The sequence below is a fragment of the Paraburkholderia steynii genome, assembly GCF_900100565.1.
In the GTDB taxonomy this organism is placed as follows: domain Bacteria; phylum Pseudomonadota; class Gammaproteobacteria; order Burkholderiales; family Burkholderiaceae; genus Paraburkholderia; species Paraburkholderia terrae.
Genome location: NZ_FNDI01000021.1, coordinates 156449 through 178738, shown reverse-complemented (window position 1 = coordinate 178738; position 22290 = coordinate 156449). Strand labels below are relative to the sequence as shown.

The following is a 22290-nucleotide window of genomic DNA, read 5'->3' as shown; positions in this document are numbered from 1 at the left end:
TATTTCCCGCAGATTTCGCTGACGGGGCTGCTGGGCACGCAAAGCGGGCAGTTCTCGAAGCTCTTTACGGGGCCGGCGCGCGTGTGGTCGTTTGCCGGTTCGATCGCGCAGCCGATCTTCGAAGGCGGCGCGATCGTCGGTCAGGTCAAGCAGGCCGAGGCGGTGCAGCAGCAGGCGCTGTACTCATACCGCAAGGCAATCCAGGTCGCGTTCCAGGAAGTCGACGATGCACTGATCTCGTCGCAGAAGGTGCGCGAACAGTTCGACGTGCAGGTACGGCAGGTCGAGGCGCTGGCGACCTATGCGCATCTTGCACGGCTGCGGTACGAAGGCGGCTACACGAGCTATATCGAGGTGCTCGATGCCGAGCGAAGTCTCTTCAACGCGCAGCTGAACCAGACGCAGACCCAGGCGGGCGTGCTGGTGTCGTATGTGAACCTGTACAAGGCGATGGGCGGCGGCTGGGTCATCACGGCCGAAGGGCTGACGACCCAGGCAGCGCAGCACAGCGGCGATGCGGCCGCGCAGAGCGCGAAATGAGCGACTTCGCCCTCCCCTGTAAACCGCTCACCCGCAACACGAGGCGACCGTCATGAGCCGCCCGCCCGAGCAACCTGAAGCCGTCACCGTGCCGCGCAAGCGCTGGCGGATCCAGTGGATCTGGCTCGTGCCCATCGTGGCCGTGCTGGTCGGCATCTGGCTTGCGGTGCAGGCGGTGATGTCGCAGGGTCCGACGATCACGATCAGCTTCAGAACGGGCGAAGGACTCGAAGCGGGCAAGACCAAGATCAAGTTCAAGGACGTCGATATCGGCGTCGTGAAGAAAGTCGCGCTGTCGAAAGACTATAAAAACGTCATCGCGACCGCCGAACTCACGCGCGACGCCACCGACATGCTCGTCGACGACACCCGCTTCTGGGTTGTGAGGCCGCGCATCGCCGGCGGCACCGTGTCGGGCATCAGTACGCTGCTGTCGGGCGCGTTCATCGGCATGGATATCGGCCACGCGAAGCAGGAGCGGCGCGACTACTCAGGGCTCGAGATTCCGCCCGTATTCGCGAGCGACGTGCCGGGGCGCGAGTTCGTGCTGAAAGCAGCCGACCTCGGCTCGGTCGATGTCGGCACGCCCATCTATTTCAGGCGCCTGCAGGTCGGACAGGTGACGTCGTTCGATCTCGACAAGGACGGCGGCGGCGTCACGCTGCACGTGTTCATCAACGCGCCGTACGACCGCTATGTGAACAGCGATTCACGCTTCTGGCAGGCAGGCGGCATCGACGTGACGCTCGGCACGGAAGGCGTGCAGGTCAATACGCAGTCGGTGGTGTCGATCCTCGTCGGCGGCCTCGCGTTCGAGACGCCGACCGCCTCGCTTGATCGCCCCGAAGCGGACGCGAAAGCGCTGTTCCCGCTCTTCGCCACGCGCGCCGATGCGATGAAGCAGCACGACCGGATCGTCGAGACCTACGTGTTCAATTTCCAGGGTTCGGTGCGCGGCCTCGTGGTCGGCGCGCCCGTCGATTTTCGCGGCATCACGGTCGGCGAAGTGTCGGCGATCTACACGCGCTTCGATCCCGCCACGAGGCAGATCAGCATTCCCGTCGAGGTCAAGCTCTATCCTGAGCGCTTCACGTCGCGTTATGTGTCGGAGCCGAGAGGCGGCCGTCTCGGGGACAACCCAAGAGCGCTGGCCGATTTCCTCGTCGAACGCGGCTTGCGCGGGCAACTCAAGACGGGCAGCCTGATCACAGGCCAGTTGTATATCGCGCTCGACTTCTTCCCGAGCGCGCCGAAAGCCTCTATCGACTGGAACCGCACGCCACCCGAACTGCCGACCACGCCGAGCGGCCTGCAATCGCTGCAGGAGTCGCTCAACCGGATCGTGGCGCGTCTCGACAGCCTGCCGCTCGAACAGATCGGCAAGAACGCGCAACAGACGCTCGCCAACACCGCGCAGCTGATGCGCAACCTCAACACGCAAGTGGTGCCGCAAGCGAAGAGCGCGCTGACGGCAGCGCAGGCGACGCTCGATACCGCGAACACCGCGCTGCAGCCCGATTCGGCATTGCAACAGGACACGAGCGACGCGGTTCGCGAGCTTGCGCGCACGGCCGCGTCCTTCCGCGCGCTGTCGGACTATTTGCAGCGACACCCCGAAGCGCTGCTGCGCGGCAAAGCCGAGGACGCCAAATGAAATCGCGCGAGAGCCGATTGCTCTCGCGCGACGAATGGGTGCGCTACGCGATGCGCCGATAGCCTTTAGAACTTCTCCCGCACATAACGGATTGGCCGGTCGCTCGGGCGATATCCCTCCGCCTTTTTCCGCTTCGGCAGCTTGATCTTCGGGCGCGGCATCGTCTCGTACGGAATGCTGTCGAGCAGATGCGTGATCAGGTTCAGACGCGCGCGTTTCTTGTCGTCGGAGCGCACCACGTGCCACGGCGTCTGGTCGGAATCGGTCGCCGCGAACATATCGTCCCGCGCGCGCGAGTAGTCGTACCAGCGGCTATACGACAGCAGATCCATCGGCGACAGTTTCCAGATCTTCCGCTCGTCGGTAATGCGCGCTTCGAGACGGCGAGTCTGCTCTTCCTCGCTGACTTCGAGCCAGTACTTCAGCAGAATGATGCCCGACTGAATGATGGCGTGCTCGATCAGCGGGACGGCCTTGAAAAAATTCTGCACCTGCTCTTCCGTACAGAATCCCATCACCCGTTCGACGCCCGCGCGGTTATACCAGCTTCTGTCGAACAGAATGATCTCGCCCGCGGCAGGCAGATGCGGAAGATAGCGCTGGATGTACATCTGCGATTTCTCGCGGTCCGTCGGCGCCGGCAGCGCGACGACCCGAAAAATGCGTGGGCTGACGCGTTCCGTGATCGCCTTGATCGTGCCGCCCTTGCCTGCGCCATCGCGTCCTTCGAAGATCACGCAGACCTTCGCGCCCGTTTGCACGACCCATTCCTGCAGTTTCACCAGTTCGATATGAAGCGACTTGAGTTCTTTTTCATACTCCTTGTTCTTCAATTGTCCCGGCGCTTTAGTACGCTCACGCGCGCCATTCGACTGTCCGCCGCGTACGCTGTTCTTTTCGTTCTTCAATTCAGGCATCGCTCGTCTCCTGTGACCGTCGTGTCGGTTCGGCTAGCGGCCCATGCCGAGCATGGACCGCACCGGCTTCAGGACTCGTCCCGCGTGGGCACGACCTGGACCGTCAGCGTGCGGCTTTTCCAGAACATGTTGTGAACGCGCGGCTGCAGACTCTGCAACACGTGCGCGCCGACGTCATTGAACTCGAGCACGACAGCGGGACGTTCGCCCGTTCCTTCGACGCGCCGGATCGAATCGAACGGCGGAAACCCGTAGTGGCACAGGAAGGTTTTGATTTCCTCGTCGGTCGTGTTGTCTTCGATATTGGCAACCCAAAGCTCAGCCATAACGACGTTCTCCTCATCGAAAGTCAGTCCATCGTACAAAGCACACAAGGTTGAAAAAGCCGGTGACAACTTCTGCGGGTCCCTCAACAGCAGTTCGGTGTATGCGAACAGTTTATGACTTTCCACGCGCGATGTCGGGTTTCCGCAAGCGTCGCAACGATGCGAATTGCACAACGCTGAACGTGACCACCGCAAAAACTGAAACGGCGCCCATCAAGGTGATGATGCCGGCTTCGCGCCTTCCTGCTTTTGCGCTTCGTCAGGGGCTTGAGCCCGCTCGTCCTCCTTCTTTGCCTCGCGCGCCTTTTGCTCGGCCTTGCGTTGCGCGTCCTGCATCGGCTTCAAGGCCGACGGTTGCGCGACAGCCTGTTGCAACGGCGCCAGAGAAACGGCAACGCATGCGGCTGCGGCCAATGAAACCAGATAGCCCTTCATTATTGGATTCCTCCGCTTCGCTGAAGACCGCTAAAGACCGCGACATCCTGTCGATCTTAAAGCGCGCGCATGGCGGCGTCGATATGCAATCCCCCAGGCGGCAATTCGGAGCGCCGAAAGCGAACCAGCGCAAACGCGCGCATCTGCGGCGTGACGCCGGGAACACGAACGAAGTGAAACTCGATATCGCTGCCCCCTTTCGTCTCGCCTTCCTGAACCACGTTCATCATATCGATGCGGATGTGCCGGCTCTTGATGTAGACGTAATCCGCCGGCTTGCCGAACACCTCGCAAATGCCTTCGAGTTCGTGTTCGATGACATCGGTCGGCACTCTGAGCGCGGCGAGGCTCTCGGCGTTCTGCGCGATCTGCGTCTGCACATGCGCGAGTTCGCTCGCTTCGACAGCGGCGCCGCCGCCCGCGACAGAAGCCAACCCCGTGCCGCCGCGATGCAGCAGCGCAACGCGCTCCTGCATCAGCTCGCGCCCGCGCGCGAGCCGCGCGGCGCGCGTGGCCGCCAGCATCGACAGCCCTTCGAGCGCCAGTTGATCGATCAGTCTGCGCTCGATTTCTTCGCGAAGCGATGTTTCCGTGCGCCCGCAGACCCTCACGCGGTGGTCGCTGAAACTCAGCGTGGTTTGCGCGACGTCGTGATGCAGCGTGTCGCCGTCCAGCGCGACGCCCAGCACGTGCCGCTCGTTCAAGGCCATGCCGAGCGTGCCATGCACATCGACGGCGTCGGGATTCGATTCGAAGAAAGCGCGTACCTCCTGCGAGCGGCCGAAGGTATCGGCGATATCGTCGGGGGTCGCGAAGAATGCGCGCAGGCTCGGATTGCCGGCCCACGCGTCGGCGCTCGCATCGAGCGTGGCGGGCAGCGACGCCATCAGTTCGTCCGCATAGTCGAGCGTGGCGGCAATCGGTTCTTTTAGCCGATGCCGATAGCGGCTCGCGACGGCGATGCGCGGATGAATCGTGAGAATGCGCCCGATCGCCTCGTCGATGCGCGCGGCTGCCATCGGCGGCACGGATGAGCAATCGCGATGAAACAGCCGGCTCAGCAAGCCCATAGCCACAATCTCCGGGAAATGAGGCACAGGTCAACGCATTGTTGATCGCGAATCAGCATACCGCATGAAAAATCCGCTGCGTGAGCGCGTCGAGCCTGACGCGGCGAACGGACGCGGGAGCAGCGCCGTAATGCGACCGCTAGCCGCATGCAATTCGCCTGAAAACATCAACGCGCGGCACCCGTTCGCCCACTCGACGCTGCTCTCCTCTGACCATTGCCAACTGCCGCAGACCAAACCTGCATGCGGGTTTGCGATAGGCCGATTCAATTTGCATCACGCACACCGCCGTCCTCTAATCAGATGCACGGCAATGCCACTCGTCGACATCAATCCTTCACAGTCGACAACGCGCGGCTGGACCGGCCATCACCCAACGATCCGAACACCAACGACCGTGAGGCTATCGTGAGAACCATCCCAACGTGGATTGCCCTGCTTGCCACCTTCGTGACGATCAACGCTCACGCCGCCGATATCACGGGCGCAGGCAGCACCTTCGCCGCGCCGATCTACACCGCATGGGCGGACGGCTACAAGAAATCCGGCGGCGGCAGCGTTCATTATCGAGGCGTCGGATCGACGGAAGGCGTCAAGCAGATACTCGCGAAGCAGGTGGACTTCGCCGGTTCCGATGCGCCGTTGACCGAGAGCGAATTGAGCAGGAGCGGTCTCGTCCAGTTTCCGACCGTGATAGGCGGCGTGGTGCCCGTCGTCAATATTCCGGGCATCAAGCCTGGCGAGTTGACGCTGTCGGGCCAGGTGCTCGGCGACATCTACCTCGGCAAGATCACGAACTGGAAGGACCCGGCCATCGTCGCGCTGAATCCGAAAGCGACGCTGCCCGATCTCGCCATCGCCGTGATCCGTCGCGCCGACGGCTCGGGCACGACGCTCATCTGGACGCACTATCTGTCGCAGGTCAGCCCCGAATGGAAAACCAAGGTCGGCGAAGGCACGTCCGTTCGCTGGCCGCGCGGCATTGGCGGCAAGGGCAACGAAGGCGTCGCCACTTACGTGCGCTATCTGCCCGGCTCGATCGGCTATGTCGCGTGGGACTTCACGAAGCAGAACCATATTGCGTACACCGCGATGAAAAACGCGTCGGGCGCGTCGGTGCAGCCAGGACCCGAGGCGTTCAACGCGGCTGCGCTCGGCGCTGACTGGTCGACCTCGCTGGTCAGCATTCTCACGAACGAGCCGGGCAAGGACGCATGGCCCGTGATGGGCGCGACCTTCGTGCTGATACCCGTGACGCAGGACAAGCCCGATCACACGAAGGAAGCACTCAGCTTTTTCGAATGGGCGTTTACGAATGGACATCAAACGGCGCAGGAACTCGACTACATTCCGTTGCCCGCGCCCGTCATCGAGGAAATCCGCACGCAGTTGCATACGCGCGTCAAGGATGCGTTGGGCAAGCCTGTCGCTGCTCAGTAGTGAACGTGGGTGCTAAAGCATGATGCGCTACGCGTCGATCGAATGCACGCAGCATGGGTTTTTATGCCGCCAGGCTAAGCCGGATATCGTCGCGCAATCTTCATAAAAAAGCGCTTGCTGCACTGCGCAACGTCGCCTATACCAATAGAACTTCGATTTCGAAGTACCGCATCGAGCGGTCGATAAGGCGACTTCTGCGTGTCACACACCTGACCGGTTGCGATGGGCATCATCGCGGCTGCGCTATTCGTACGGGGGACTATTCAATGGCGAACGACATCGTTCAACTGCGCAATTACAACGTCAAGAAAGGCGAAAGCTCCATTTCCGGTTTGTCTTCAGGCGCATTCATGACGGTGCAACTGCACCTCGCGCATTCCGCGAGCTTTGCGGGCGTCGGCGTGATTGCGGGCGGACCGTTTCGCTGCTCCGAATCGTTTCGCGGCGCGGCGCCGCTGGCCGAAGACGCCAATGTTCAAAGCGCCGAATACATCTGCATGAGCCCGCTCACGCCGCAGACGGGACCAAGCGCGCCGCGCCTCGCGCAACTCGCGCACGACACCGCGCAGGCGGGTGCAATCGACCCGCTGTCGAATCTCAAAGGCGACCGCGTCTATCTCTTCACGGGTTCGCGCGATACCGTCGTGTATTCCGAGGTCGTGAAGTGTACGCACCGTTTCTACGAGTTGCTCGGCGTCGCGTCCGACGACATCCTGTTCGACGACACGGTGCCCGCCGGCCACTCGATCGTCACCGACAATCCCGAAGATTCGTTACTCGACACCAACCAGCCGCCCTATATCAACCAGGGCGGCTTCATGCAGTCGCATCGAATCCTGCATCACATCTACGACGGCCTGAAGGCGCCCGCGCCACAAACGAGCGGCCGTCTGCTGCGCTTCGATCAAACCGAATTCTTCGGCGGCGAAGCGCGCGCGAGCATGGGCGAGTTCGGCTATGCGTACGTGCCGCGCGCCGTCGAGGAAGGCGCGCCGGCGCGCGTGCATGTCGTGCTGCACGGCTGCAAGCAGGGCTACAGCTACGTGAACTACGTATTCGGACGCGCCGACGTGACGAACCAGGCGCCCTACGGCAACCGCTACATCACGACGACGGGCTACAACGAACTCGCCGACAGCAACGACATCATCGTGCTGTATCCGCAGGCGACGGGCGCCGACGGCGGTGGACTGCAAAACCCGGACGGCTGCTGGGACTGGTGGGGCTACACGAGCGACGACCCCGAACAGCCCGACTACTATTCGCGCGATGCAATCCAGATCAAGGCGCTGCACAGCATGCTGAGCCGGCTTGGCGGCTGACCCTTCCTCTTACCTGACGAGCCTGCCATGAACGAAATGACCCTCATGCCCGCGCCTGCGGAGCAAACGTCTACATCGAGAGCCACGGCTGTCGCTAGCGCGGCCGTGACCGCCGCGGAAGCGGTGCAGAAAACCGCGCCCGCCGCGCGCGCCGCCGCCGTCCAGGACACGCTGAAGATGCCCGTGCTGTTGGGCGGGTGGGCCGCCCGTTCGGCGACCAACAGCATCGACACCGCGCGGCTGCTCGCCTTCGGCATGGACCTGCACACCTGGGGCGAACTGGTCCAGATGCAGCAGGCCGTCGTCGAGCGTCTGACGCTGCAACAGCAAGCCTGGATGCAAGGCTGGGCCGCATGGAACCGCGAGCGCGCCGAGATTCGCGGCGCCAACACGGTGACGAAACTGGTCGAGCAGGAGTTCAACCTGGTCGCGCAGATCGGGCAACTGCTGATCGATCAGACCACGAACCTGATCGCGCTTCAGGAAAACATCGAGGTGTCGTACGCGTACTGGCTCAATCAGAAGCTAGGCGCGCTGTCTTCGACACCTGGCGTCCAGACGCCCGTCGTCGCTGTCGCACGCACGTAGTCGCCGAACTCGCGAGGACGCCGCCCGAGCGCGCGAAGCACGCCGTCCTGCACGGAAGCGTTGCGCCCGTCGAGCACTTCCGTGAACAGATAGCGGATCAGGCCGATCATGTCGGGCGGCAGTTGTGCTTCTTCGAGCGCAGCGACGTACTCGGGCATCGTCACGCGCGTGAAGCGGATCGGCCGTCCGGTGGCGCTGGCGATCTGTGCGATTGCGTCGGCGAAGCTCCACAAGCGCGGGCCCGTTAGTTCGTATAGCTGGCCCGCGTGGCCTTCGTCCGTAAGCGCGGCGACGGCGACTTCGGCGATATCGTCGGCATCCACGAACGGTTCGCCGATATCGCCGACAGGCAACGCCAGTTCGCCCGCGAGTATCGGCTCCAGAAAATGCGCCTCGCTGAAGTTCTGCGCGAACCAGCTCGCGCGCAGCAACGTCCATTGAACACCCGACTCGCGCACGATATCTTCGCAGCGTTGGGCTTCCGTCTCGCCGCGTCCCGACAGCAGCACGAGGCGGCGCACGCCGCTTTGCACGGCGAGATGGGTGAACGCCTGGATGTCGTCGGCAGCGCCGTCGACGGCCAAGTCCGGGAAGTAACTGATGTAGACGGCCTTCACGCCTTTCAGCGACGGCGCCCAAGTCGCGCGGTCCGCCCAGTCGAAAGGCGGCGTGCCGGAGCGCGAACCGTGCCGTACGTCGGCGCCGCGCGCCGTGAGCCGTTCCACCACGCGGCGGCCTGTCTTGCCCGTGCTGCCCAGCACGAGAATCGCGTCTGCTTTCATGGATCACCTCCGTCTGAAGGCCGCAACGTGCGGCGACCGTGAATCCAGAATAGCGACGCGCTTCTGGACGGACAATGATCCGATATCCTCCATTCTTGATCATTCGTCCAAACGCTTGGACGAACATCCTCTGCCGCCTAGACTGCCTGCATGAACGAACTGCCCGAATCCGGTGATCCACTCGGCGAAGCGCTGCACTTTCTGCGCATGAGTGGCACCTTCTATTGCCGCTCGGAGTTCACGGCGCCCTGGGCGCTCGAACTGCCGCCGTTCGAGCGCTCGATGATGTTCCATGTGGTGACGTCAGGCGAATGTCTGCTCGAAGTGGACGGCGCCGAGCGTTGCGTGCTGCGCCCCGGCGATCTCGCGCTCGTGCCGCACGGCGCGGGGCATCGGCTGATGAGCGCAGCGGGCGTCCCCGCCGGCAAGCTGTTCGATCTGCCGCGCGAAGCCGTCAGCAACCGCTACGAAATTCTTCGTCATGGCGAAGGCGGCGCGCCGACCACGATGATCTGCGCGCTCGTGCGCTTCGATCACCCTGCCGCGCAACGGTTGATCGGCCTGCTGCCGGCGCTGATTCGCGTCGACACGTGGCAGTCGCCTGAAATGGAATGGATACAGAGCACGTTGCGTTTCATCGCAGCCGAAGCGCAGCAACTGAACGCGGGCGGCGAAACGGTCATCACGCGGCTCGCCGACATCCTCGTGATTCAGGCCGTGCGGGCGTGGATCGCGCATGCGCCCGCCGCGCAGACGGGCTGGCTCGGCGCGTTGCGCGACCGGCAGATCGGCCGTGCGATCGCGATGATTCATCGCGATCCGTCGAGCAACTGGACGGTGGCGGCACTGGCCGACAGCGTCGGCATGTCGCGCTCGGCGTTTTCCGCGCGCTTCACGCAACTGGTCGGCGAACCCGCGATGCGCTATGCGGTGCGCTGGAAAATGCAGGCAGCACTCACGCAATTGCAGGAAACGGATGCATCGCTGCTGGAGCTTGCGCTGCGCCTGGGCTACGACTCCGACGCCGCGTTCAGCCGCGCGTTCAAGCGCATCGTCGGCGTGACGCCGGGCGCGGCGCGGCGCCATGCGCGTACGCAGATCGACGACGCAGCGTTGCCGTCAGTCAGCTGATACGCTCACGACTGCTTCAACGTCGTCGGAGTCATCTTCGCCAGATCGATCGTGTTTGTACCGTGTGTCGGCGCGGTCTTGTCGGTGGACTTCGTTACGTTGGCGCCGAGGCCCGTGCCGTCCGATTTGCGCCGCGCCGCATGCCGCTCAATGATCCGTTGAAGCAGGCAGAACGCGCACAGCAGCGCGCCGATCACGATACGCGTCCACCATGAACTGAGCGTGCCGTCGAAGGTAATCAGCGTCTGGATCGTGCCCAGAATGCCGACGCCGAACACCGAGCCGATCACATAGCCGACGCCGCCCGTCAACAGCGTTCCGCCGATCACGGTCGCGGCAATGGCATCGAGTTCCATGCCCTGCGCCTGCAAGCCGTAACCCGACAGCACGTACAGCGTGAACACGAAGCCGCCGAGCGCCGAACAGAAACCGCTCAACGCATACACGCCGATGCGCGTGCGCGCGACGGGCAAGCCCATCAGCAGCGCCGAACGTTCGTTGCCGCCGAGCGCGTACACGTTGCGTCCAAAGCGCGTGAAGTGCGCGACGAAGATCGCCACCGCTAGCGTCAGCAACGCGATCAATGCGCCCGAGGTCAGCGAGCCGCCGCCGATAGGCACGCTGAAGCCCGCCATCGCATGGAAGGTCGACTCGTTGATCGTGATCGACTGCGTGGTGATCAGAAAGCACGCGCCGCGCGCGAGGAACATGCCCGCCAGCGTGACGATGAACGGCTGCAGACGGAAGAAGTGGATCAGCGCGCCCATCGCCGCGCCGTACAGCGCGCCGAACGCGAGCACCAGCGGCGCAATGACCCACACGGGCCAGTGCAGGCGCTCCGCGCAGATCGCGCAGAGGATCGTCGTCAGCGCGACGACGGAGCCGACGGACAGATCGATGCCGCCCGACACGATCACGAACGTCATGCCGATCGCGACGATCAGCAGAAACGCGTTGTCGACGAGCAGCCCGAGCAACACCTGCAACGAGAAAAAGCCCGTGTACATCACCGAGCCGAAGCCGAACAGCACGGCAAACAGCACGACGGTGACGACGATGGGCAGCGTGCGCGGATCGAGCAGACGGCCGAGCATGTTGTTCATTGGGGCGTTCCCGTAAGCGGTTTCGTCTTCACGAATGCGAATGCGCGCAGCAACTGTCGAACGAGCATCGCGCGCGCGACGCTCGACTGGATCACGCTGACGAACAGCACGACGATGGCCTTTACGACGAGCGTCGCTTCGGGCGGCACGCCGATCGAGTACGTGGTGTACGTGAGCGTCTGGATGATGAGCGCGCCGAGCACGGTGCCCGCGAGACTGAACCGTCCGCCGAGCAGCGACGTGCCGCCGAGCGTCACGGCCAGAATCGCATCGAGTTCGAGCAGCAGGCCCGCGTTGTTGCCGTCCGCGCTGCGCACGTTCGAACTGGCGAGAATGCCGGCGATGGCCGCCGTCAGGCCCGAGAACACATACACGCTGAACACGATCGCGCCCGAGCGCAGACCGACCAGCCGCGTCGCGACGGGATTGACGCCGATCGCGCGGATAAAGAGACCGAGCGCCGTGCGATTGACAAGCAGCGCCGTCGCGGCTGTCACGCCGAGCGCGATCCATACCGAGCAAGGCACGGTCGCCAGATAGCCGCCACCGAACACCAGATAGCCCGGCGCGCCGATCGGGATGATCTGCCCGCCCGTCAGCAGTTGCGCGACGCCGCGCCCCGCCACCATCAGGATCAGCGTCGCGATGATCGGCTGCATGCCGACGAACGCGACCAGCATGCCGTTCCAGATACCCGCCAGCACGCCGACGGCGAGCGCCGCGCCGAGCGCGGTGCCGATGCGCGTCGGATCGTCGGCGAGCACGACGGCGGCTGCCGCGCCTGCAATCGCGACGATCGCGCCGACGGAAATGTCGATGCCGCGCGTCGCGATCACGAGCGTCATGCCGAGCGACACGATCACGAGCGGCGCGGCGCGATTGAGAATGTCGATGGGCGCGCCGAACAGATGGCCGTCGAGCAGCGCGATCGACAGGAAATTCGCGCGGTGCGCGACGTCGATGGCGAATAGCGCGATCAGCGTCAACGCGGGCCACACCAGCTGATGCCTGAGCACCGCCTGAATCTGCTTCATTCACTTCCCCCTGCGATCAGCCGGTAGACCTGATCTTCCGATACGGCACTGCCCGTCACGTCGGCGATCTTGCGCCGGTCGCGCAGCACCGCGATGCGATGGCTCACGCGCACCACCTCGCCCACTTCGGACGAAATGAACAGGATCGCCAGACCTCTTGCGCATAACGCGAGCACGCGGTCCATGATCTCGAATTTCGCGGCGACGTCGATGCCGCGTGTGGGTTCGTCGAGAATCAGCATCTTCGGTTCGGTGGCGAGCCAGCGCGCGAGCACCACCTTTTGCTGATTGCCGCCCGACAGCAGGCCGATCGGCTGCTCGGCGTCGTGCGCCTTGATGCCGAGCCGCTCGATATACGTGTCGGCGATTTCGCGCTGCTTCTTGCGGCTAATCATGCGCAGCCAGCCACGCCGCGCCTGTAGCGCGAGGATGATGTTCTCGCGGATCGACAGCGCGGCGACGATGCCCTCCTTCTTACGGTCTTCCGGGCAATAGCCGATGCCGTGCCGCACCGCATCGTGCGGCGAACTGAGCTTCACGTTCTTGCCGTCGACGTTGATCGTGCCCGCGTCCGCCTTGTCGACGCCGAACACCAACCGCGCGGTTTCCGTCCGGCCCGAACCGAGCAATCCCGCGAGCCCGAGTATTTGCCCAGGCTGCACGTCGAGATCGATGGGATTCATCACGCCGCGCCGCGCGACGCCTTGCATCGACAGAAATGGCGCCGCGCCCGCGCGCTGCTGCGGCGTATCGGGCGCGCCACCTTTGAGGCGCTCCGTCATCCGGTTATGGCCGACCATCTTCGCGACAAGCTGTTCGACGGGCAGATCTTTCGCGAGATATTCGCCCTCGCGCTCGCCGTTGCGCATCACGGTGATGCGGTCGGAAATCGCGTACGTCTGTTCGAGAAAGTGCGTGACGAACAGGATCGCGATGCCCGCTTGCCGGATGTTGCGCAGCACGTCGAAAAGCCGCGCGACTTCGCCGTCGTCGAGACTCGAGGTCGGCTCGTCGAGAATCAGCACGCGCGCCTTCACTGACATCGCGCGCGCAATCGCGACCATCTGCTGCACGGCGATCGGATACGCATCGAGCGACTTCGTGACATCGAGCGATACGTTCAGTTCGGCAAGCGCCTCCTCGGCACGCAGGTGGATCGCTTTCCAGTCGATCGCGCCGCGCCGCTTCGGTTGCCGGCCCGCGAAGATATTCTCCGCCACGGAGAGATTCGGACAGAGATTGATTTCCTGATACAGCGTCTGGATACCCGCGGCTTCGGCTTCGAGCGGCGTGGCGAAACGCACGGTTTCGCCCGCGAGGCGGATTTCGCCCGCGTCCTGCTCGTGTACGCCCGTGAGCACATTGATGAGCGTGGATTTACCCGCGCCGTTCTGGCCCATCAACGAATGGATTTCGCCGGGGAAAAGCCGGAAGTCGACGCCCGACAACGCCTTCACGCCGGGAAACGTCTTGCTGATGCCGATGGTTTCGAATAGCGGTTGTGCGGCCATATGAGTGACACAGGCACCGTCAGGCAATCAAGTTATGGAAATCCGGCGCACCTCTTGTCGAGGCACGCCGGATCTGGACAGCGACTCAGCCGCTCAATACTTGCGCTGCGGCAGAATCTGCGCGGCGACGTTCATCGGGAACACGGTCTCGTCGGTCACGATGCGTTTGGGCAACTGCTTGCCCGCGACCACGTCCTTCACGGCCGTCATCAGTTGCGGCCCGAGCAGCGGGCTGCATTCGACGTCGACATTGATCTTGCCCGCGATCATCGCTTCGAAGCCGCCCTTGGTCGCGTCGAACGACACCACGCTCACGTCCTTGCCGGGCTTGATGCCCGCTTCTTCCATCGCCTGGATCGCGCCGAGGGCCATATCGTCGTTATGCGCGTAGACCACGTTGATCTGCTTGCCGTAGGTCTTGGCAAACGCTTCCATCACCTGCTTGCCGCCGGCGAGCGTGAAGTCGCCGCTTTGCGACGCGATGATCTTGAACTTCGGATCGTTCTTGATCACTTCGATCAGGCCCGCGTGCCGGTCGTTTGCGGGCGCCGAGCCGACCGTGCCTTGCAGTTCGGCGATGTTGATCGGGCCTTTATCGTCCTTGTAACGCTCTTCGAGCCATTTACCCGCGCGGCGGCCTTCTTCGAGGAAATCCGAGCCGATCATCGTCACGTAAAGCGACTTGTCTTTCACGTCGATCGAACGGTCAGTGAGAATCACGGGGATTTTCGCGTTCTTCGCTTCCGTTAGTACGGGTTCCCAACCGGACTCGACCACGGGCGAGAACGCGATCACGTCCACTTTCTGCGCGATGAACGAGCGGATCGCCTTGATCTGGTTCTCCTGCTTCTGCTGCGCGTCCGAGAACTTCAGGTTGATGCCGGCGTCCTTTGCCGACGTTTTCACGGACACGGTATTCGCAGTGCGCCATGCGCTTTCGGCGCCGACCTGCGAGAAACCCAAGGTGATCTGCTTGTCCCCGGCGAAGCTGACGCTCGCTGCAACGGTGAGCGCCGCTCCAACAAGCATGCCGGCGATCAGACGCGTGGCGACTTTCATGTGTTGTCTCCGATGTGGTTGTTTTCCAGGCGCTGCTTTTTCGTGTGCGCGACGACAGCCATGACGCGACAACGAACGCTTTGCGCCAACTCTTGCTGCAAACCTGCAACTGACGGTCAATCTGGAAATCACAGTCCGGACGGCTTCCGGCACAGATGCGCGCTCGTGGCGAACATCCTGCGCGCCGCGTATGCCCCGGAGCATCGGCGGGGTCGCATTTCGCGCGTCTGACTTTTACTTATAGCCAAACTATATGTTTGACGCCGCGCGCTTTCGATTAGCGTTTTCCCGACGTTCGTGTCGATAAACGTAAGGCCGCTGGCGACGGAATCTTCGTGCCGATCCCGCGCTGTCCCACGTTTTAGGCAGATACGAAAAAACGGATCGGGGTGTCGCGGGGCGCTTGCTTACGCGGTGCGACGATGGGGTGCAACCGGATCGCTGTCTATTATAGTAATACTATAAAGCGTCCGATCGACGTTTGGATCGCGGCGCAGCCGCTCGGGCATCGTGTCGTTGAACGTGGCCCGCGCGGCGCGCGCTCAGGATGCATGCAGGTCAATCGAAGTCGAACATATCGAACAGTGACTTCTTCTTGCGGCGCGGATCGTAGTGCTTGCGCTGATCGCCGTGGTAAGAATCGTTGCGCCGCCCCCACTGCTGGTCATGATGGCCGTCGCGGTCGCCGTGGCGCCCATCGCGCTCGACCTGATTGCTTCTGTTGTCCGGTTCGGGCGTGTCCTGCATCTGGTTTGCCACCAGCTTGTCCAACTCGCCGCGATCGAGCCATACGCCACGGCATGTCGGGCAATAGTCGATCTCGATGTTCTGACGTTCGGTCATCAGCAGATCGGGGGTCTTGCAAACGGGGCACTTCATTGCGTTGCTCCTTTCGTAACGTTCATACCTTTGTATGCTGCCGTTCGGGGCGGCGTTCAACCGCCCCGATACTTCTGTCAGTCCGCTTCAGTCCGCTTCGGTTCAGTTCGAGAAAGCCGAACCGTTCGTCCGCGCCTTTCAGACCTTGTTTAGGAGCCGGCTTCACGCTCCGCTGCCAAAACAGCCGCCTTGTGCTCGCGCTTGTCCTTTCTGCGCCGCGCCATCATGTTCATGCCTTCGACAAAACCTGCGAACGCCATGGCCGTGTAGATGTAGCCCTTCGGCACGTGCGAACCAAAACCTTCTGCAATCAGCGTCATCGCGATCACCAGCAGGAAGCTCAGCGCAAGCGTGATGATGGTCGGATTACGCTCGATGAACTTCGACAGCGGGCGAGCCGCGAACAACATCGCCGTGACAGCAGCGATCACTGCAATGAACATGATGGGCAGGTGATCCGTCATGCCGACCGCGGTAATGATGCTGTCGACGGAGAACACGAGGTCGAGCAGCAGGATCTGGCCGATGGCAGCCGTCACCGTCAGGCCGCCGACGCCCATCGCAGCATTCGTGTGCGTGTCGGCGTCGTGGCTGACGTGATGGTGCATTTCACGCGTGGCCTTCCACACCAGGAACAGACCGCCCGCGAGCAGAATCAGGTCGCGCCACGAAAACGCGTGATCGAACACGGAAAACACCGGCTGAGTGAGCTGCGCGATCCACGCGACGGTGCCCAGCAGGCCAAGCCGCATCACCAGCGCCAGCATGATGCCGATACGCTGCGTGCGCGCGCGTTGCGCTTCGGGGAGCTTGTTGCTCAGAATCGAAATGAAGATCAGGTTGTCGATGCCAAGCACGATCTCCATTACGACGAGCGTCACGAGTGCAGCCCACGCAGCGGGATCGGCGGCCAGGGTCAGTAAGGATTCCATTTGCGAGCGTCGTTGTCCGGTTGAGATGAAAACGGCTGATTACTGGGTCACAGCCTGTGGAAAGTATAGTCGCCTGGATTAACGATCGAAAAAACCAGTGATAAGCTGACAGTTGGTTCGGTTTTTCCGAAATGAGGCCACGCATGCTCAATTACCGGCACTTGCACTATTTCTGGGTCGTCGTGAAGGAAGGCGGGTTCGCACGCGCCGCCGAGCGGCTCGACATGGCGGTGCAAACCATCAGCGCGCAGGTGCGCGAGCTCGAAAAATCGCTCGGACATCAACTGCTGAAGCCCGCGGGACGCGGCGTCGCGATGACGGAAGCAGGACAGGCGGCGTATGCGCGCGCGGAAGAAATCTTCCAGATCGGACGCGCGTTGCATGACGAAGTGCGCGAAGCGGCGAGCGGGACTGTCGCACGCTTTGCGGTGGGCTTGACGGACGGCATTTCGAAGCTCGCCGTTCATGCCATTCTTGCTGGCGTGCTGGACACACCTTCGCTACGGCTGCTCTGTCACGAAGGCGAAGCGGAAGACCTGCTGGCGGAACTGGCGCATCACCATCTGGATCTCGTGCTGTCCAGCCAGCCCGCGCCGCACAACTCGAACCTGCGTCTATCCAGCGAGCGCCTGATCGCTTCGCCGATCGACTGGTACGGGCCGGCCGCCGTGGTACGTAAAACGCATGTCGATCATTTTCCGCAATGCCTCGCGTCGCTCCCCGTCCTGCTGCCGACGGGGCATTCGTCGCTGCGCTCGCGCCTCGACCGCTGGTTCGAAGCGGAAGGCATCCGGCCACGCGTCGCGGGCGAGTTTGAAGACAGCGCATTGATGGCGCTGTTCGCGTCGCGCGGCATGGGCGTGTTTCCGCTCGCGGCGTTTGGCGCCGAGCGCAACGATCCCATGCATCGCGGCTTGCGCTGGCTCGGCCGTTCGCCGGAAGTGAAGGAGGAAATACACGCAATCATGTCGCGGCGCGGGCGGCATCATCCGTTGACGCAAAAGGTGTTGAGCGCGGCACATGCATGATCGCGTTCGCCCTCACGAAAGATAGTTCGGTTTTTCCGAAGCTGACGTTCCGTTATTTCTGCTTTTTCCTTGCCGCCTCCTCACCGTACTCTTGAGCCGTACCCACGAAGGAGGTGTCTCATGCAAGTCCTGTTCAAGTCCCGCGACCGTGAAGCCGTCCGTCTGCGCAGCTTCGCGCGCCAACGCATCCGGTTCGTGTTTCGCCGCATGGACTGGCTGATTTCGAAGGCGACCGTCAGCATGTCCGACATCAACGGCCCGCGCGGCGGACTCGACAAACGCTGCCAGGTGCAGGTGCAGACGCCCGATGCGACGCCTGTCGTCGTGACGTCCATTGCAAGAGACTGGCGCGGCGCGCTCGATCTCGCGCTGGCCCGCGCGGCGCGTTCGATTATCCGCAGGCAGCAGGCGCACATTGCGACACGGCGCATCAGTCAGCGCGAACCGACGTGGACCACACAACCTGATGCCGTGTAAGCCGTGCGGCATATAGGAGCACACGCGACGGCGCCCGTTACAGCGCCGTCCGCTATGCCTTCATTGACCGATCGAGCAATTCAAGCCCGTCGATTGCACCTCGTGCAAGCCCAATCCCATGGTGCGGCGCGATGCCGAAATCGCGTGGATTGATGCGGATCACGCGCGGCCCGTTTTGCTCGCTGAAGTAACGCACGGTCGGTATCGCCTTGCCCGCGCCGATTTCGATCACGACGAGGCGCTCGACCTTCGACAACCACGCCTGTAGCCGCGCCTCCTGCCGCTCGGTGCGCAACGCAATCCAGTCATAGTCGCCGAACATCAGGATATTGGGCCGCGCAACAGCGCCGCACTTCGGACAGCGCGGCAACTCGCTCACGAGTTCGCAAGTCGATTCGTCGACCACGGGCTGCACGTCGGCGGCCGGCCATAGCCCATCGTGGCAGACTTCCGAGCATTGCAACATGTGAATGGAGCCGTGACACTCGGCAATGGCCGCGGCGTCGAAACCCGCCGCCTGAAACTGCCCGTCGACGTTGCTGGTGAACACAGCAAGGCCGCGCGGCAGCGCCTCTGCCCAACGAAGCAGAATATCGAAACCCCGATGCGGCACCGTGCGCCGATACAGGTCGAGCCGGTGCCCATAGAAGCCCCAGCAAAGCCGCGGATGCAGCGCCATTACGCGCGGATTCGCCATGTCCTGAAAGGTCAGCCGATGCTGCTTCAACGCGGGATACGCGCGCCAGAAACCCTCTGCGCCGCGATAATCGGGCAGGCCTGAATCGACGCCCATCCCCGCCCCGGCCGTCACCAGCATGCCATCGGCCTCGCGCAGCCACGACACGGCGTGCCTGATTCGTTCGTTTTCGTCCATCGCGCCACTCTAGCAATTTGCCCGACGATCGTCTTGTGAGCGATGCGGCGCTATTGGACAATAGCGTCGCAATGGCGCGTTCATGCACCCACGTTTTGGCCGTTCCCTTCCGTTTTGCCGACCGCAATCGAACCGGAGACGTGCAGATGCCTTCCCTGATGAGCCACCCGCTGTTTCTGTTCATCTTGTCGTTCGTGGCCATGTCGATTGGCGCGTTTGCCGGCGCGATGCTGGCGCACCGGCATCGCAAGCTCGCTGACGAGATCCGCGACGACTTCAACGTGGTGCAGGCCGCGACGCTCACACTGCTCGCGCTGATGATCGGTTTTACCTTCTCGATGGCCGTGAGCCGCTACGACCAGCGCAAGAACTACGAGGAAGAAGAAGCCAACGCGATCGGCACCGAATACCTGCGCGCCGGACTGCTGCCCGATACCGATGCGCAGCGCGTGCAGACCTTGCTGCGCCGTTACCTCGATCAGCGCGTCCGCTACTATCTGGCGCACGACGACGACAGCGTCGCGCGGATCAACGCGGCGACGAACCAGCTAGAAAACGATCTATGGACGGCCGTGCGCAACGTCGCCGTAGAAAAGCAGACGCCCGTGATCGCGCTCGCCGTGTCCGGCATGAACGACGTGATCAATACGCAGGGCTATACGCAGGCATCGTGGTGGAATCACATTCCGTTGGCCGCGTGGTCGTTGATGCTGGGAATCGGCCTGTTCTGCAACCTGCTGATCGGCTATGGCACGCGTGGACAGATCAGGCGCAATGGCGTGCTGCTGATCTTGCCCATCGTGGTCGCGCTTTCGTTCGCGCTGATCGCGGATATCGATAGTCCACGCGGCGGGATGATCCGGCTCGCGCCCGTCAATCTGATCGCGCTGTCGCAGTCGCTCGGGCCGAACTGAACGGCGCGCGCCAGGCAGGCGCGTTGCAGAGGTTGCGCGTTGCATCTATTCTTTCGGCACGCACACGTTCCTGGCCAGGCGCTCGCGCCGAAAGCCGCGCTCAAGGAGACCGTTCGATGTCCGCATCCGCCGCTGTATTCGCCATTCTCGTCGCGTTGTTGCTGGGCGCGATGATTCCCGGCCCGAGTTTCGTTCTCGTCGCGCGAAATTCGATCAGCCTGTCTCGCGGCGACGGGCTGTCGACCGCGCTGGGCATGGGCATCGGCGGGATTTTCTTTGGCGGCCTTGCGCTCGCCGGCCTTTATACGCTGCTGGTCGCCGTCGAATGGCTGTATATCGGATTGAAAGTGGCGGGCGGTTTGTATCTGGTCTACATCGCGTGGAAAATCTGGCGCGGCGCGGCTCGCCCGATTACGATGGACAACACCGGCGCAGCGCACAGCCGCAGCGCGAAGAAGTCGTTCTGGATTGGATTGACGACGCAGCTCAGCAACCCAAAGACGGCGATCTGGTACGGCAGTATTTTTGCCGCGCTGTTGCCGCAGCATCCGCCCGTCTGGTGCTACGTGGTGCTGCCGCCACTGGTGTTCGCGGTGGAGTTCGGGTGGTACACGGTCGTCGCGCTGTGCTTTTCGAGCCGGGGCCCGCGCGAGGTTTATCTGCGCGCGAAAACGTGGATTGACCGGATCGCGGCGGGCGCCATCGCGGCGCTTGGACTGCGGCTGATCTTCGCGGCTCGAAAAGCCGGTATCTGACTGGCGACAGCGTCGTCAACCGCCGCGCGCCATAACGTGACGCGGCGACGCGCTGATGAACAAAGGGGAGTTCAAGCTGAACTCCCCTTTTTTATGCCAAATGCTTAGCGGCGATACGCTTCAGCGAGAACCGCGCAGTGCTGCAGGTGCAAGTCGACGGCGCGGATAGCGAGTTCGCGCAGACGCGAAAGCCAGCTCGTGGACGGGACAGCGGCGGTCGTAGCTTGTTGCATGGCGGACTCCTTGTGCGGGTAACACCCTAGGTAATAACCCTAGTATATCCCTGCACATGCCGCGCTGCAACAAAATCAAAAACTTTTCTCCAACGTTTGGTTGCGGCCGCCTGCGTGCCGAGGGCTGAACAAAGCCATTCGGCCGCCCCCCTTTCGCGTGAGTCGATTGGTTAGCTCACGAATCAATCTCATCAGATTATCTACAACACAAATCATCAGATTACCGATATATCTGACTTGCCAGCAATCAAATACATGACATCCGTATTTCGTTTTCGCGTCATCGATATTTCGCTCACGAAAACAGGTTATGCCGATTTTCACAATGATTGACGGTTTAACGTCCATGCCTGACGGGCCGCGTCACTGTTGCGTGCAGACCAACGGTGTATTGGGGAAATTAATGTGATCCCGAAAAAACTTTTGCTCTAAGATTCGCGGTGCTCCAACAACGCCCAATGCCTAAGAGGAAGTTCATGGACATCAAATCGATCCGGCAATCCGCATTTGCGATGCCCGTTCACAATCCCGCCTACCCTCGCCCGCCGTTCCGTTTTCTCAATCGCGAGTACTTCATCATTTCGTACGAAACCGATATGGATGCGCTACGCGCCGTGGTGCCGGAGCCGCTGAAGCCTGAAAACGCGCTGGTCCATTACGAGTTCATTCGCATGCCTGATTCGTCGGGTTTTGGCGACTACACGGAAAGTGGCCAGGTGATTTCGGTGCGCGACATGGAAGGGCGTCTCGCGAACTACACGCATTCGATGTACCTCGACGACGAAGGCCCGATTGCCGGCGGCCGCGAAATCTGGGGCTTCCCGAAGAAGCTCGCGCGTCCCACATTGGGCGTCGACGGCAACGACACGCTGCTCGGCACGCTCGATTACGGCACGCAACGCATCGCGACGGGCACGATGGGCTACAAGCATCGCATGATCGATATCGAAGCCGAGCGCGCCAAGCTCGCCGACACGCCCAACTATCTGCTGAAGGTGATTCCACATGTCGACGGCACGGCGCGCATCTGCGAACTCGTGCGCTTCTATCTGCGCGACGTGACGGTGCTGGGCGCGTGGACCGGTCCGGCCGCGCTCGAACTGCATCCGCATGCACTCGCGCCGATCGCCGATCTGCCCGTGAAGCGCGTGGTCGGTGCGCGGCATGTGATCGCCAATCTCACGCTCGATATCGGCGAAGTCGCCTTCGACTATCTCGCGCCTGCGCAAACTGAAACGCAGAGCGCAAAGAAGTCGAATGACGACGCGCTCGAACTCGCGGTTTAA

Annotated in this window: 24 protein-coding genes; 11 read left to right on the top strand and 13 right to left on the bottom strand. The window is 62.5% G+C overall.

What is annotated here, in order from left to right; genetic code table 11:
* Both BLT65_RS31535 and BLT65_RS31530 read left to right on the top strand, forming a co-directional pair.
* On the top strand, nt 1-540 hold a 540-nt coding region (locus BLT65_RS31535; RefSeq protein ID WP_167306584.1), incomplete at its 5' end, for a TolC family protein.
* 52 nt (nt 541-592) lie between these two features.
* Nucleotides 593-2194, top strand: a complete 1602-nt coding sequence (locus BLT65_RS31530; RefSeq protein ID WP_091785314.1) for a PqiB family protein — start codon at nt 593-595, stop codon at nt 2192-2194.
* Nucleotides 2195-2259: 65 nt separating this feature from the next.
* Here the strand turns inward: BLT65_RS31530 and ppk2 are convergent, their stop codons facing one another.
* From ppk2 to BLT65_RS31510, 4 genes are all read right to left on the bottom strand, one after another.
* Nucleotides 2260-3111, bottom strand: a complete 852-nt coding sequence (gene ppk2 / locus BLT65_RS31525; RefSeq protein ID WP_042309376.1) for a polyphosphate kinase 2 — start codon at nt 3109-3111, stop codon at nt 2260-2262.
* 68 nt (nt 3112-3179) lie between these two features.
* Nucleotides 3180-3437, bottom strand: coding sequence for an RNA-binding protein (locus tag BLT65_RS31520; RefSeq protein ID WP_042309390.1), 258 nt, complete (start codon nt 3435-3437; stop codon nt 3180-3182).
* A 213-nt stretch (nt 3438-3650) separates the two neighbouring features.
* Entirely contained in the window at nt 3651-3872 is a 222-nt protein-coding gene (locus tag BLT65_RS31515; protein WP_244186778.1) for a hypothetical protein, read from the bottom strand.
* Between the two features lie 56 nt (nt 3873-3928).
* Nucleotides 3929-4942, bottom strand: a complete 1014-nt coding sequence (locus tag BLT65_RS31510) for a hypothetical protein (protein ID WP_091785309.1) — start codon at nt 4940-4942, stop codon at nt 3929-3931.
* 408 nt (nt 4943-5350) lie between these two features.
* Here BLT65_RS31510 and pstS point away from each other — a divergent pair, with 408 nt between their 5' ends.
* The 3 genes from pstS (at nt 5351) to BLT65_RS31495 (ending at nt 8292) form a co-directional block, all read left to right on the top strand.
* Nucleotides 5351-6382 carry a phosphate ABC transporter substrate-binding protein PstS gene (gene pstS / locus BLT65_RS31505; protein ID WP_042309386.1) on the top strand — a complete coding sequence of 344 codons (1032 nt, stop codon included), beginning with the start codon at nt 5351-5353 and terminating at the stop codon, nt 6380-6382.
* A 266-nt stretch (nt 6383-6648) separates the two neighbouring features.
* Nucleotides 6649-7704, top strand: a complete 1056-nt coding sequence (locus BLT65_RS31500; RefSeq protein ID WP_091785306.1) for an extracellular catalytic domain type 2 short-chain-length polyhydroxyalkanoate depolymerase — start codon at nt 6649-6651, stop codon at nt 7702-7704.
* Between the two features lie 27 nt (nt 7705-7731).
* Complete coding sequence (locus BLT65_RS31495; protein WP_091785303.1) at nt 7732-8292, top strand: hypothetical protein; 561 nt, start codon at nt 7732-7734, stop codon at nt 8290-8292.
* Here BLT65_RS31495 and BLT65_RS31490 read toward each other — a convergent pair.
* Nucleotides 8223-9074 carry an NAD(P)H-binding protein gene (locus BLT65_RS31490; RefSeq protein ID WP_091785300.1) on the bottom strand — a complete coding sequence of 284 codons (852 nt, stop codon included), beginning with the start codon at nt 9072-9074 and terminating at the stop codon, nt 8223-8225. The genes BLT65_RS31495 and BLT65_RS31490 overlap by 70 nt on opposite strands.
* A 150-nt stretch (nt 9075-9224) precedes the next feature.
* On the opposite strand from BLT65_RS31490, the gene BLT65_RS31485 reads away from it, so the two are divergent.
* Entirely contained in the window at nt 9225-10205 is a 981-nt protein-coding gene (locus BLT65_RS31485; protein ID WP_091785297.1) for an AraC family transcriptional regulator, read from the top strand.
* Nucleotides 10206-10210: 5 nt separating this feature from the next.
* Here BLT65_RS31485 and yjfF read toward each other — a convergent pair whose 3' ends face one another.
* From yjfF to BLT65_RS31455, 6 genes are all read right to left on the bottom strand, one after another.
* Entirely contained in the window at nt 10211-11308 is a 1098-nt protein-coding gene (gene yjfF / locus BLT65_RS31480) for a galactofuranose ABC transporter, permease protein YjfF (protein ID WP_079501318.1), read from the bottom strand.
* Nucleotides 11305-12342, bottom strand: coding sequence for an ABC transporter permease (locus BLT65_RS31475; protein WP_091785294.1), 1038 nt, complete (start codon nt 12340-12342; stop codon nt 11305-11307). The genes yjfF and BLT65_RS31475 overlap by 4 nt, the downstream gene beginning before the upstream one ends.
* Nucleotides 12339-13853 (bottom strand): sugar ABC transporter ATP-binding protein, encoded by a 1515-nt coding sequence (locus BLT65_RS31470; protein WP_042309368.1) that lies wholly within the window; start codon nt 13851-13853, stop codon nt 12339-12341. The genes BLT65_RS31475 and BLT65_RS31470 overlap by 4 nt, the downstream gene beginning before the upstream one ends.
* A gap of 93 nt (nt 13854-13946) precedes the next feature.
* A complete protein-coding gene (locus BLT65_RS31465) occupies nt 13947-14912 on the bottom strand; it encodes an ABC transporter substrate-binding protein (RefSeq protein ID WP_042309367.1) in 966 nt (321 codons plus the stop codon).
* 558 nt (nt 14913-15470) lie between these two features.
* Nucleotides 15471-15791 (bottom strand): TFIIB-type zinc ribbon-containing protein, encoded by a 321-nt coding sequence (locus BLT65_RS31460; RefSeq protein ID WP_091785291.1) that lies wholly within the window; start codon nt 15789-15791, stop codon nt 15471-15473.
* A 149-nt stretch (nt 15792-15940) separates the two neighbouring features.
* Nucleotides 15941-16723 (bottom strand): TerC family protein, encoded by a 783-nt coding sequence (locus BLT65_RS31455; protein WP_091785288.1) that lies wholly within the window; start codon nt 16721-16723, stop codon nt 15941-15943.
* A 143-nt stretch (nt 16724-16866) separates the two neighbouring features.
* On the opposite strand from BLT65_RS31455, the gene BLT65_RS31450 reads away from it, so the two are divergent.
* On the top strand, nt 16867-17751 hold the full coding sequence (locus BLT65_RS31450) for a LysR family transcriptional regulator (RefSeq protein ID WP_042309364.1): 885 nt from the start codon (nt 16867-16869) through the stop codon (nt 17749-17751).
* 120 nt (nt 17752-17871) lie between these two features.
* Complete coding sequence (locus tag BLT65_RS31445) at nt 17872-18228, top strand: hypothetical protein (protein ID WP_091785285.1); 357 nt, start codon at nt 17872-17874, stop codon at nt 18226-18228.
* A 52-nt stretch (nt 18229-18280) separates the two neighbouring features.
* Here BLT65_RS31445 and BLT65_RS31440 read toward each other — a convergent pair whose 3' ends face one another.
* Entirely contained in the window at nt 18281-19102 is an 822-nt protein-coding gene (locus BLT65_RS31440) for an SIR2 family NAD-dependent protein deacylase (RefSeq protein ID WP_091785282.1), read from the bottom strand.
* 146 nt (nt 19103-19248) lie between these two features.
* Between BLT65_RS31440 and BLT65_RS31435 the strand changes: the two genes are divergently transcribed.
* Both BLT65_RS31435 and BLT65_RS31430 read left to right on the top strand, forming a co-directional pair.
* Nucleotides 19249-20016, top strand: coding sequence for a bestrophin-like domain (locus BLT65_RS31435; protein ID WP_091785279.1), 768 nt, complete (start codon nt 19249-19251; stop codon nt 20014-20016).
* Between the two features lie 116 nt (nt 20017-20132).
* Complete coding sequence (locus BLT65_RS31430) at nt 20133-20771, top strand: LysE family translocator (protein WP_091785276.1); 639 nt, start codon at nt 20133-20135, stop codon at nt 20769-20771.
* A gap of 104 nt (nt 20772-20875) precedes the next feature.
* Here the strand turns inward: BLT65_RS31430 and BLT65_RS48500 are convergent, their stop codons facing one another.
* The gene (locus BLT65_RS48500; protein ID WP_007749609.1) at nt 20876-21004 is read right to left on the bottom strand and encodes a hypothetical protein; all 129 of its coding nucleotides are present in this window, start codon (nt 21002-21004) and stop codon (nt 20876-20878) included.
* A gap of 476 nt (nt 21005-21480) precedes the next feature.
* On the opposite strand from BLT65_RS48500, the gene BLT65_RS31425 reads away from it, so the two are divergent.
* A complete protein-coding gene (locus BLT65_RS31425) occupies nt 21481-22290 on the top strand; it encodes an acetoacetate decarboxylase (RefSeq protein ID WP_091785273.1) in 810 nt (269 codons plus the stop codon).